10 protein-coding genes are annotated in these 12,720 nt (G+C 34.3%); 6 read left to right on the top strand and 4 right to left on the bottom strand.

Annotation, left to right across the window (positions count from 1 at the left end):
• Nucleotides 1-191 precede the first annotated feature (191 nt).
• The 3 genes from FHL05_RS11645 to FHL05_RS11635 form a co-directional block, all read right to left on the bottom strand.
• Nucleotides 192-1,709, bottom strand: coding sequence for a YfcC family protein (locus tag FHL05_RS11645; RefSeq protein ID WP_153384607.1), 1,518 nt, complete (start codon nucleotides 1,707-1,709; stop codon nucleotides 192-194).
• Nucleotides 1,710-1,726: 17 nt separating this feature from the next.
• Nucleotides 1,727-2,875, bottom strand: coding sequence for an ArgE/DapE family deacylase (locus FHL05_RS11640; RefSeq protein WP_153384608.1), 1,149 nt, complete (start codon nucleotides 2,873-2,875; stop codon nucleotides 1,727-1,729).
• 174 nt (nucleotides 2,876-3,049) lie between these two features.
• Nucleotides 3,050-3,457: an iron-sulfur cluster biosynthesis family protein gene (locus tag FHL05_RS11635; RefSeq protein ID WP_153384609.1), complete on the bottom strand. Its 408-nt coding sequence runs from the start codon at nucleotides 3,455-3,457 to the stop codon at nucleotides 3,050-3,052.
• Between the two features lie 261 nt (nucleotides 3,458-3,718).
• On the opposite strand from FHL05_RS11635, the gene asnB reads away from it, so the two are divergent.
• Together asnB and FHL05_RS12895 are read left to right on the top strand one after the other, a co-directional pair.
• Nucleotides 3,719-5,632: an asparagine synthase (glutamine-hydrolyzing) gene (asnB, locus tag FHL05_RS11630; protein ID WP_153384610.1), complete on the top strand. Its 1,914-nt coding sequence runs from the start codon at nucleotides 3,719-3,721 to the stop codon at nucleotides 5,630-5,632.
• The gene (locus FHL05_RS12895) at nucleotides 5,571-5,912 is read left to right on the top strand and encodes a LasU family protein (protein WP_420838743.1); all 342 of its coding nucleotides are present in this window, start codon (nucleotides 5,571-5,573) and stop codon (nucleotides 5,910-5,912) included. The genes asnB and FHL05_RS12895 overlap by 62 nt, the downstream gene beginning before the upstream one ends.
• 96 nt (nucleotides 5,913-6,008) lie before the next feature.
• On the opposite strand, the gene FHL05_RS11625 is transcribed toward FHL05_RS12895, so the two are convergent.
• Nucleotides 6,009-6,416, bottom strand: coding sequence for an iron-sulfur cluster biosynthesis family protein (locus FHL05_RS11625; protein ID WP_153384612.1), 408 nt, complete (start codon nucleotides 6,414-6,416; stop codon nucleotides 6,009-6,011).
• Nucleotides 6,417-6,682: 266 nt separating this feature from the next.
• On the opposite strand from FHL05_RS11625, the gene FHL05_RS11620 reads away from it, so the two are divergent.
• The 4 genes from FHL05_RS11620 (at nucleotide 6,683) to FHL05_RS11605 (ending at nucleotide 12,396) form a co-directional block, all read left to right on the top strand.
• Nucleotides 6,683-7,636, top strand: a complete 954-nt coding sequence (locus FHL05_RS11620) for a GH25 family lysozyme (RefSeq protein WP_153384613.1) — start codon at nucleotides 6,683-6,685, stop codon at nucleotides 7,634-7,636.
• 383 nt (nucleotides 7,637-8,019) lie between these two features.
• On the top strand, nucleotides 8,020-8,862 hold the full coding sequence (gene licT / locus FHL05_RS11615; protein WP_153522772.1) for a BglG family transcription antiterminator LicT: 843 nt from the start codon (nucleotides 8,020-8,022) through the stop codon (nucleotides 8,860-8,862).
• A 189-nt stretch (nucleotides 8,863-9,051) separates the two neighbouring features.
• Nucleotides 9,052-10,941: a beta-glucoside-specific PTS transporter subunit IIABC gene (locus FHL05_RS11610; RefSeq protein ID WP_153384615.1), complete on the top strand. Its 1,890-nt coding sequence runs from the start codon at nucleotides 9,052-9,054 to the stop codon at nucleotides 10,939-10,941.
• A gap of 15 nt (nucleotides 10,942-10,956) precedes the next feature.
• Nucleotides 10,957-12,396 carry a glycoside hydrolase family 1 protein gene (locus FHL05_RS11605; protein ID WP_153384616.1) on the top strand — a complete coding sequence of 480 codons (1,440 nt, stop codon included), beginning with the start codon at nucleotides 10,957-10,959 and terminating at the stop codon, nucleotides 12,394-12,396.
• The last annotated feature ends 324 nt before the right edge of the window (nucleotides 12,397-12,720 follow it).

Here is a 12,720-nt window from a genome sequence, read left to right as displayed (position 1 = left end):
AACATCTAAAGGGCATGAATGGTGTCCTTTTTTGGTGTTCTTAAATGGTTATTACTAATAAATGGTATACAAAAATAAAGTTGATGGCAAAATACCTATCAACTTTATTTATCGTACAGCCTAAAAAATTTATCAAAAAATCATCTATTTTGTGAATTTTCACAGAATAGATGATTTTTTTGATTATTTGATTAAATGATTGAAACGATGGTTAAGAAAGCAAAGACGACTAAGAATAGTACCAACATTGGCTTCCAAACCCATTTATACCAAGTAATTAAACTAACATGAGCTAGTGCAAGGGATGCCATGAGCACAGCTGAAGTTGGAGTCAAACCGGTGACAATACCAGTTGCAGCTTGAAATGCAGAAACTACGACACTGGAATGGACATGAGAGAAGACCGCTAGTGAACCCATTATTCCCATAGTTGCAGCAGCTAATCCTGAACTAGATGGTATCAGGATTGAGAGCACACAGAAGAATATGAAAGCAAGAATCGCAAATAATGGTTTGGGCATCCCTGTTAGAGTGGATTCTCCAAAGTGAAGAATTGTACCAGTGATTAGACCACTATTCATGGTTACTTGAATACCACGGGCAACGGCTACGATAATAGCAACGCTTAATAAGTCGGACATTCCCTTAACAAAAGCATCAATAAAATCGCTTTCTTTCATCTTAGCCACAAACATTACAACGACTGACATAAAGATGAATAGCATGGAAATCTCATTAAAATACCAAGATCCTAGTGGCACGATATCTGTCCCAAAAATTGTTCCTAAGATTGAATTACCAGTTAACCACTTAGTAAATGTTTCAAAAAAAGTCCAGTTCTTATTGATACTGGTCCAAGGGACCAAACCAACAATCATGATTCCAAAAGTTAATCCAAAAATCCACATTACAACGGTTTGACGTGTAGTCATTTTTTCAGGAACTGTTTGTTTAGAATCAACGTTGAATTCTTTCTTCATTTTTTCACGTTGATCGTAAATCAAAGATTTCGTAGGATCCTTTTTAACCGTTTCAGCATAATGGATAACGAAAAGGATAATAATTGTAGTAGTAATAATTAATAGAATAATTCTAGAAAATAATCCAACTCCTGGTGAGATATTGACAATAGCTGAAGCAACGCCGGTTGAAAATGGATTGACGGTTGAAGCCAAATCACCAATCCGCGTGCTTAGCAAAATAATTCCAACAGGAACTAAAGCATCATAGCCAACGCCCATCATAATTGGAATCAGCAGTGGGAAAAAGGCCATGGTTTCTTCACCCATACCATAAGTCGACCCGCCGATTGCAAAGATAACCATTAAAATAACGATTAACCTTTTTTCTTTACCAGTGTAACGAGTAACGATTGACTGAATACCAGTATTTAAGGCGCCAGTTTTGTTGACAACACCTAAGAAACCACCAATGACGAGAATGAAAACTGATATTTCAATGGCACCAGTAGTTTGCTTGTTACCAATCATCCCAAGGATAGGAGCCATAAAGACGTCCCAAATACCTTGAGGATTTTTGGCGACTTCACGATAAGTTCCGGCAATGATATTGCCAGCCTTATCGGTTGAATAAGTACCAGCAGGAATAATCCAAGTCAAAAGGGCAATGACGATAATACAGAAGAAAAGAATCGTAAAAGCAGAGGGTAGAGTGAAGTGATGTTTTTTAGGTTCGTTTATTTTTTCCATTTTATAACAACCTCACTTTATTTAAAGAAATCAAAAGCAGCCTGTTTGTAGAAATCAACTGATTTCAAAAAGACATCGACATCACAATTTTCATTGCTTTGATGCATAGTGTCATTTCCAGGACCAACTATAACGATGTCAAAGTCATTTTTGGCATGCAAGAATTCAGAGGCATCGCTTGCCCCAGCTTGTCCAGCAACACTTAATTCCTTTGAATAAACTGTTTGATACGAATTTTTCAAAAGTTTAACGAAATCTGAATTAGGATTACCAGGAACGGCTTCTTCAGGATAGACGTATTCAATCTTTAAATCATAACCTGGTTTTTTATTTAAACGTGCTATCAAATCATTAATTGCATCAAAAATCATTTGATTATTATAAGCTGGAATGCTGCGAATATTTCCCTTGATGATGGCTTTATCTGGAACGCTATTTGTTTGTTCTCCGCCTTGGAAAACACTTTGAACATGTGTTAATTTACCAAGAACTGGATCAACTTTGTCAAAGGTAGCCATTAATTTTCTGACTTCATCGGCAAAATCAATTAAGTGGTCAATTGCATTGATGCCTTTCTCGGGAGTGGAACTGTGAGCACCCTTGCCGACAGAGGTGACGACATAGTCGATGACACCCTTGCCAGTGTAAATGAGATTTTGCATTTCTTCAGTAGGTTCAGCAATGATTAATCCTGAGAGGTCATCTGCATAGCCTTTTTTCGTCAATTGAGCAGCGCCGTATTCACCGGTTTCTTCGCCAACTGTGGCCAAAAGCTTGATTCGACCAGGGACTGCATCATTTTCTAACATTTCAAGCATTGTGATGATGATTGCGGCTAATCCGGACTTCATATCACTGGCACCGCGGCCATAAATCTTGTTGTTTCTAATTTCAGCTTTAAAAGGATCACTGTCCCAAGAATCAAGATCACCAGTAGAAACGACATCTTCATGACCAGTGAATCCCAAGGTCTTTTTGCTATCACCAATTGTGACGACTAAATTGTCGCGACCAGGAGAGTAGGAGACTCGATCGATTGAAACTCCCTTATTTTTGTAAGGTGCAAAGAGTGAACTAATATAATCTGCTACCTTTGCTTCATTATCATTGACTGTATCAATCGCAATCAAATTTGAAAGAATTTCAAGCTTTTCTTCCCGTTTCATAAAATATCATCCTTTCCCTAAAACTATTGTTATGGCCAATTGTAAACCATTTCAACTAATATTTGTGGATGAGATATGAAAATAAAAATAAAAAGTCTTCACATGGACAAGTAGGAAGAAAACTTCTGCAGACCACATGAAGACTTTTTTTATTACATTATTTTAAAAATTTAATTAGCAAATTTTATCGCCAAGTGAAAGCATTTTTTCACGACGTTGTGCAGCTGTTTCTGGTTTTACATTTCTCCAGTCAACAACTGATAAAGCACCGTCAAGAATTCCACTATTGTCCTTTAGAGCAAGGGCATTGTGCCAAAGATCAATATTTAGACCATTTGTAAGTAAGTCCTCATCTTGAGGTGAAGTGCTTAATTCATAACCGGCGTTGTTTTCTAAAGGAACGGTATATTTAGGGTCAGCGTCTTTTAGGATTACCAATTGGAATTTATCACCAATAGAACAGCTACCGCCTAAACTAGAATACTTATTTGAACCATCATCAGTTGTAAGAATGATTCTGCTTCCTGCTGGGATTTTCTTGGATAGATATGCTTGTGCTGCTTCTTTAATATTGATTTTCATAATTGACATCCTTTCTGTTACTAAAATAAGATTTGTACAAAATTAATTTGTGTACAACTCTTTATTACAGTTATAACTATAACCGGTATTGATAAAGTAATCAAGTACATTGCTTAAAAAATAGAATAATTTTTTACATTTGTTTTTACTGAAAATTTACTTATTATTTACCGAAAATTTACACAAATTAAACAATCTTTACATTCTGTTCCGATATACTGATTGAGCGTTTAAATATAAAGGAAATATGAGGATTTTTCTATGTGTGGAATTGTTGGCTTCGTTGATAAAAATATTGCAGAAAAACAAACTGTAATAACGGATATGATGGATACGATTAAACATCGAGGACCCAATAGTTCTGGAGAGTTATTCGGTAATGATACAGCAATAGGGTTTAGAAGATTAAGTATTATTGATGTTAGTAAAGGTATGCAGCCAATTTATAACGAAGATAAATCAAAAGCGATTATCTTCAATGGTGAAATTTATAATTATCAAGATTTAAGAATTGATTTGTTAAAAGCTGAACATAAATTTTTAACTGAGACTGATACAGAAGTTTTATTGCATGGTTTTGAAGAATGGGGGATTGAGAAACTGCTCAAGATGGTCCGAGGGATGTTTGTTTTCGTTATCTATGATTTCAAAACCGGCGATATTACTGGGGCAAGGGATTTTTTTGGAATCAAACCACTCTATTATTATCAAAATGAAGGAACATTTATTTTTGGTTCTGAAATAAAGGCTTTTTTGAAAGAGCCTAATTTTAAAAAAGAGTTGAATAAGAGAGCGTTAAAACCTTATTTGACTTTCCAATATTCTGCAATGAATGAAACCTTCTTTAAAAATGTCTATCGAATTCCTGAGGGGCATTATTTTACTTATAAAAATAATAAATTAACTATTAAAAAATATTGGGATATGGAATTTAAAGAAAATCATCTTTCTTTTGAAGAAACTGTTAAAAGGATTGACGATGCCATGCACGATTCTGTTAAAAAGCATGAAATCAGTGATGTTCCGGTGGGTTCACTCTTATCTAGTGGTGTCGATTCTAGTTATGTGACTGCTATCTTTAAGCCACAACATACTTATTCAATTGATTTTGACACTAGTACCTATGAAGAAGGTAAAGCTGCTAAACAGTTAGCTGATCAGTTGGGTTTAGATAATACTCGAGGAATAGTAAACAAAGAAGAAGCAATGAAAGCTATTCCTTTGATTCAATACTATATGGACGAACCGGAAGCTAATCCATCGTGCGTTCCACTATATTTTTTGACTAAATTGGCTAGTCGTGACGTGACAGTGATTCTTTCTGGAGAAGGTGCAGATGAACTATTTGCTGGTTATGCTAACTATGGATTCCATTCTCATTCAAAAATTATTCGTATGGTGGCTGAAGATTTAAAGAAATTACCCCAGGGAGTGAAATATAGTTTGGCACATGGTTTAAAGAAAATGCCCAATTTCCCGGGAAGATTACACTTATATGAATCAACAGCAAAAGCTGAAGAGTTCTTTATTGGACAAGCAAAAGTCTTTAGTGAAGTTGAGGCTAGTAATTTAGTGAAACCTGAATTCAACCACTCCCAATCAGTTGAAGAAATTGTTATGGAGAATTACCAAAAGGTTAGTGGTTATGATGATGAGGTCAAAAAGATGCAGTATTTGGATTTACACCAATTCATGGCTAAAGATATTCTTCTGAAAGCTGATCGCATGAGTATGGCTAACTCGATGGAATTACGGGTACCATTTTTAGATAAAGAAATGGCACAAGTGGCTAGTGGCATTCCTACGAAATATTTGTTGAATAGTAAAGACAGTAAATATGCTTTACGTGTAGCAGCTCAAAGAGCTTTGCCAAAAGAATGGGCTAAACGAGAAAAATTGGGATTTCCCGTTCCTATTCGCGATTGGATTAGAACTAAAGAAGTTTATGAAGATTTCCGCAAATTATTTTGCGCCGATTTTGTAAGTGAATTCTTTGATCAGGACGCTATTTTAAACATGCTAGATGGTTGTTATCGTGGTGAAAATGATGATCGACGTAAAGTTTGGACGATTTACACATTTTTAATTTGGTATCAAGTATTTTTTATCAATAATGGTGAAAAGCCAGAAGTCGACCCACAGGTTATTACATCTCAAAATGGAGGAGAATTATGAGAAGGATATATTTAGTAGCTCCCATTGCTGTTTTATAATTTTGCTTATATATGGAATATGTCAAAAATACTTTTTGGGTGGAAGTTGGATTAATTATTTTGTTATTGGTTTAACTGGTTTATCAGCATATCCACCTGTTCTACTTTTTATTGATGGGATGGCAATTGGATTTAGAGAAGATAATTCTAAGAAAAAGCAAAATAAATTATTTTATGGGATTATTATTGGCCTTTGGGTTATTTCAGTTTCATTTTTTATTTTCTTAATGGGTCATAATTGACAAATCACAATAAAAAAGTCCTTCAGAATACAGAAGGACTTTACGATAAAACTATTAATCAATCTATGTTTGCTGGAGATTTATAAATTGAAATCACTAACAAATTTGGTCGCCGATTTTTTGCATTTTTTTGCGAAGCTGTTCCTCAGTTTCTGGTTTGACATTTCTCCAATCGACCACAGCTAAAGCACTATCAAGAGCTCCACCGTTGTCGCTCAAAACTAGAGCATCGTGGCTGAAATCAATGTTTAGACCTGATCCAAATAGGTAATCTTCAAAAGGTAGGATATTCATCTGATATCCGGCATTGTTTTGTAGTGGTTCATTAAAATCTTTATCTGGCTTATTCAAAATAATTAGTTGAAACTTATCAGCTAATTCACAGGTAGCACCAATACTTGAATAATTGTTCGAACCATCATCAGTCGTCAAAATAACTTGACTGCCGACAGGGATTTTATCAGCTAAATATTTTTTAGCAGGTGCTTTGATATCAATTTTCATAATAAAATACCTCCTGATTAAAATTGTGGAAAATTGATTTGCATAAAACCGATTACATTATTAATTTACAATGTGATTGGTTACCTTACAAGCGATTTGCTTATATTTTTTAATAAACAAAAATTTACTTTGGTTATAGTTATTCAAAAATTAAGCAAAAAAACAATTTCTTTAAAAATTGATAAAGTTCTAAACACAAATAATTTTCATTAATCAAATAAGATATAATATCAAGAAGTTATGATAAAAAGGGGAGTATATTTTTTATGAATTATGGGAAGAGAATAGTTGCATTTGTCGCAACAATATTATCACTGCTGGTATTATTTTTTACAGCAACTAACGTCGATGCAGCCAGAATGGATATGGTTGATGTTTCAAATCATAATGGTTCAATGACAGTTGCTAATTTTACTGACATGCGTGATAACTATGGGGTCAAGGCTGTTGTAACAAAAATTAGTGAGGGAAGCTCTTATAAGGATGCCTATGCAGCTAATAATATTAAAACTGCACAAGCTGCAGGACTTTATATCAGCGGCTATCATTTTGCTAGATATAACACAGTTGCACAAGCAAAAGCAGAAGCTGACTTTGCAGCTCAAACAGCTAAAGCAGATGGTTTGCCAGCAGGTGCAGTTTTAGTTGCTGATGTTGAGAGCACAGAGCAACAATTTATTTCAAAAGATAAGAATGATGCTAATAATACAGCCTTTATGAATGAGGTTGCCAAATATGGCTATCGCTCTGATATTTATACGATGGGTTCTTGGGTTGGAGCCGTTATGACCGTTGATAAAGGTTGGGTAGCTGAATATCCAAACGATGCGACTGATTTATACTTGCATCCCAATGCTCATGGTTGGCAATGGACTAGTTCATATAATTTTGGTGGTAGCTATGGTAATTTTGACGTTTCCCAATTATATGATAATTTCTTTACCAGCTATCAAACACCACAAACATTTAATCCAGGAAATACTAATAGTAATTCCACAACTAATAATGTTAGTAAGGGTGTAATTAAGGTTGCTGATTCTTCTTCGTCTTATGTACCTTTAATGGCATTGCAAAGTGACGGCAGCATGTCACGAGTAACTAATCGTGCATTAGCAAATAATACGCCATGGGTAACGGATCAAACCAGAACTGTTAATGGGATTACTTACCATCGAGTGGCCACAAATGAATGGGTCGATGCTAAATATATTATTGGATAAAAATAAGAATCGAAAATTCCTTTAAAATTGGAATTTCGGTTCTTTTTTGTTTCTGAAAAATTAAAGCTAATTTTAGATTGAGATACTGACTTGTTGAAGTAATTGTATGAAAAAAGAGGAATTAAATTTGATATCTTGCCAATAAAATTCGTAAAACATAGTAAAATCTTTTTATTTATTGACAACGCATACATAAATGACTACAATATTTTTATGTCGCGTGCAGGATAAGATAATATCAACATTAGCGATATTTAAAGTAAGATTAAAAATATTAAGGTAATGTATTAATGATAAGGTGTTATCGATTTAAGTAATTGAGCATGACTTATTTGTTCCTAGATATCTAATATTATTAAGTCTTTTTTGATAGAGGTGACTATTTGAAGGTCAAACGGACACTTAATAATAATGCGGCTATTGCTACAAATCATAATGGAATCGATGTTTTAGTCATGGGTCCAGGGGTTGCATTCGGTAAACAGCCCAATGATTCGCTCGACATGAAAAAAGTTGAAAAAACATTATTTTTAAAGAACGAAAGTACTATGAATAAATTTACTGATTTAGTAATTGACGTACCAATGGAACAAATTAATATTGCCGAAAGAATTATCAATTTTGCAAAAATGAAGATTGGTAAAAAATTTAATGAAATAATTTATGTTAATTTGACCGACCATATCCATATGGCTATTCAACGTGCAAAAGATGGAATTTTATTAAATAATCCTATGAAATGGGATATAGCTCGATTTTATCCAGATGAATTTGCAGTAGGGAAAAAAGCCGTCGAGGTAATTAATAATTCTGAACAAGTAACTTTAGGTGACGATGAGGCTGCATTTATAGCAATTCATTTTATCAATGCTGAGAGTGAAGATAGTGCACAACAAAACCAAGCATATGAAATAACCAAGATAATCAAGAAGTGTGAAAGCATCGTCAAGGACTTCTTTAATACTGAATTTGATGAAGAATCCTTGAATTATTATCGCTTTATTACGAATTTAAAATTTTTTGCACAACGTGTTTTGGAGAATAAGCATTATGATGATGAAGAGGATGCAGATTTATTGAATACCTTGGAGCACCGCTATGCAGAACCATATAAATGCGCAAAAAAAATAAAGGATTTCATTTTTGAAAAGTATAATTTTACGATTACTAGTTCTGAATTATTGTATTTGACAGTTCATATTAGAAGATTAGTAAAGAATCTTTAGTATTATTTTAATAGGGTGCGATCACAGATGTGAGCATGACTTAATTTACTTCAACTGATTGAAGCGGATTAGGTCTTTTTTTGTTCAAAATAATAGTAATTTTCTTTTATTAATGAAATATTTTTAATACTAAAAAGATAAGCATTTTTTGGAATTGCTTAAATAACAAAAAAATTGGGAGATGTGAAGATGAGTGTAAAAGATTCTGCCAAACAGATTTATGATGCTGTTGGTACAGATGCCAATATCAATTATTTAACTCATTGTGTAACAAGATTAAGATTTCGATTAAAAGACGAAAATAAAGTTGATGATGGAAAGGTAAAGCAAATACCAGGCGTAATGGGGATAAATCATCAGAATGGTCAGTATCAAGTTATTATTGGAAATGGTGTGTCCGATTACTATAGCGAAATCGTTAAGTTAGGAAATTTTCCAACTGATGAAAGTGGCGATAATACTGACGAAAATGCTAATGAGGAGAAGGGAAATTTATTCGATCAATTTACCAGTTTTATTTCTTCATGTATGTCTCCTCTAATTCCGGCATTGATTGGTGGCGGAATGATCAAGGTTGTTTTGATTCTTTTGACTACTTTGAATCTTATGAGTACTAAGAGCCAAACTTATACAATTATCAGTGTATTCGGTGATGCACCATTTTACTTTTTGCCAATTGAATTAGCCATTACGGCTTCGAAATATCATAAGGTTAATCAAATGATGGCCATAATTGCAGGTGCAATTTTGATACATCCAGATTTTATTTCACTAGTAAATTCTGGAAAGGCCATCCACTTAATGGGATTGCCAGTGACTGCTGCTAGTTATTCTAGTTCAGTTATTCCAATCTTATTGATCGTTTGGGCTATGAAGTATTTGGAAGCATTTTTGGACAAAGTGGTTCCATCTAGTTTTAAGAGTATTTTGAAACCATTATTAGAAATATTTATCGTAGGTGTCGTATCTTTAGTTATTATTGGACCAATCGGAACTTGGGCTGGAGAATTACTTTCAAGCATCGTGTTATTGATTCAAAAGCATGCCGCTTGGTTAGCAATGCCAATCATGGCAGCGTTTATGCCATTGATTGTTATGACAGGTATGCACTGGGCATTTTCACCAATCTTTTTAGCCGCATCAGTTGCAAGTCCAGATAGTTTGATATTACCTGCAATGTTGGCTGCTAATATTGGCCAAGGTGCTGCTTGTTTGGCTGTTGCCGTAAAGACTAAAAATAAAAATACCCGTCAAATTGCTTCAGCTGCATCTATTTCGGCTTTTCTTGCCGGAGTAACCGAACCAGCACTATATGGTGTAACTTTGAAGTATAAGAAGCCATTGTATGCTGTAATGATTTCTGGTGCAATTTCTGGATTATTTATGGGAATCGTTAATTTGAAATCATTTGCCTTTGCAATACCATCCCTTCTTTCAATTCCACAATTTGTTAACCACAACATACCTAATAACTTTATCTATGCAGTCATCGTTGTTGTTATTTCATTAGTTTTGACTTTCGTTTTGACATTGATTTTTGGATTTGATGAAGGAACTACAGCAACAACAGCTAGTGAAACAAGTTCAACAACTGCTGCCACACCTAAAATTGATGCTGGTACTAAGGAAACTAAAAAAGTTTTCAGTCCAGTCAAGGGTGAGCAGATTACATTAGACAGTGTTAACGATCCAACTTTTGCCCAAAAGATGTTGGGTGATGGTGTCGCAATTATTCCTGAAGAAGGCAAATTCTATGCACCTTTTGATGGCGTAGTTGAAACTGTCTTTCCAACAAAGCATGCGATTGGTTTGAAGAGTGATACGGGAATTGAAGTTTTGATTCATATTGGATTGGATACTGTAGAATTGAAGGGTGCACCATATAAAGTACACGTTGAGAATAATCAAAAAGTTAAACAAGGCGATTTATTGGTCGAGGCTGATTTGGAAGCCATTAAAAAGGCCGGATATGATACAGTAACACCAGTAATTGTAACTAATACCAAGGATTTTGTTGAAATAGTACCAAATGAAAAAACGACGGTCGATAAAGATACTGTATCGTTTTACGTTGTTTAACTGAAGGGAGAAATTATGAGTAAGTTTCCAAAGAACTTTCTATGGGGTGGCGCTACTGCTGCCAATCAACTCGAAGGAGGATATGACCAGGATGGTAAAGGATTGTCCATTGCCGATGTTTTGCCTGGCGGTCCTAAGAGATTTGAAATCGTCAATCAACCTGATTTTGATTGGAAAATTGATAATGATAAATATCGCTATCCAAATCATTTAGGAATTGATCACTATCATCGTTATCAAGAAGACATTAAGTTATTTGCTGAAATGGGTTTCAAATGTTATCGATTTTCAATTGCTTGGAGCCGAATTTTTCCCCAGGGTGATGAAAGTCAGCCTAATGAAGCAGGACTTAAATTTTATGACAAGTTAATAAAAGAATGCTTAAAGTATGGTATCGAACCGGTTATTACTATCAGTCACTATGAGATGCCTTTGAATTTGGTAACTAAGTATGGTGGTTGGAAGAATCGTGAACTGATTAAATTCTATGAGCGTTATGCTTCGGTTGTTTTGCATCGCTATGCCAAGGACGTTAAGTATTGGATGACATTTAATGAAATCAATTCTGCATTACATTTCCCAGTAATGGGTCAGGGATTGGTTAAATCAAATGGTGCAGATGATAAGAAGAATATTTATCAAGCTTGGCATAATCAATTTGTTGCTGGAGCTAAGGCAGTTAAAATTGCCCATTCCATTAGACCAGATTTGATGATTGGTTGCATGTTGTTATATGCTACAACTTATGCTTATGACTCCAACCCTGCTAATCAACTGGCAGCTTTAAAAGAGAATCAAGCATTCAATCAATTCTGTGGCGATGTCCAAGTACGAGGGACTTATCCTGTATATACTGAATCGGTAATGAATCGTTATGGATTTAGTTTTAAAGATTTGGATGTTACGGCAGATGATTTGAAGATTCTCAAAGAGAATCCTGTGGATTATATAGGCTTTTCATATTACATGTCTACAGCTATCAACGTCACTGATAAAAGTTTAGCTACAGCTAATGGCAATTTGGTCGGCGGCGTTAAGAATCCATTTTTGAAAGCTTCTGATTGGGGATGGCAAATTGATCCAACAGGATTAAGAATTGCTCTCAATGAGTTATATAATCGCTATCAAAAACCAGTCTTTGTTGTAGAAAACGGTTTGGGAGCAAAGGATGAACCTGATGAAAATAACTTCGTGCAAGATGATTATCGGATTGATTATTTGCGTAAACATATTGAAGCTATTTCAGGAGCAATCGATGACGGCGTTCCTGTAATGGGCTATACTCCTTGGGGCTGTATTGATTTAGTCAGTGCATCTACTGGACAAATGAGCAAGCGTTATGGATTTATTTACGTTGACTTAGATGATGATGGAAAAGGTAGTCTTAACCGTTATAAAAAAGCATCATTTAGCTGGTATAAAAAAGTAATTGAAACTAATGGCGAAAGTCTCTAAAAAACAAATTGTTTTTAGAATACTAAGTTTATTTCTACGATTAAATTCATATAATTCAATAGTAAAAATAATTGAAGAATATAAAAATACTTAATATGAATAAATCGCTATCAAGTTAGCACAATCCTAATTTGTAATGGAGAAAACGGTCATTTAAAATTGAATATAGGAAAAGAAAAGTCTGAACTTAATAAAAATTTTGGCTGTACGATAAATAAAGTTGATAGGTATTTTGCCATCAACTTTATTTTTGTATACCATTTATTAGTAATAACCATTTAAGAACACCAAAAAAGGACACCATTCATGCCCTTTAGATGTTCG

Source organism: Companilactobacillus halodurans, from assembly GCF_009600995.1.
Classification (GTDB): domain Bacteria; phylum Bacillota; class Bacilli; order Lactobacillales; family Lactobacillaceae; genus Companilactobacillus; species Companilactobacillus halodurans.
Note: the sequence above shows the minus strand (reverse complement) of the source record. Positions and strands in the feature narration are given on the sequence as shown.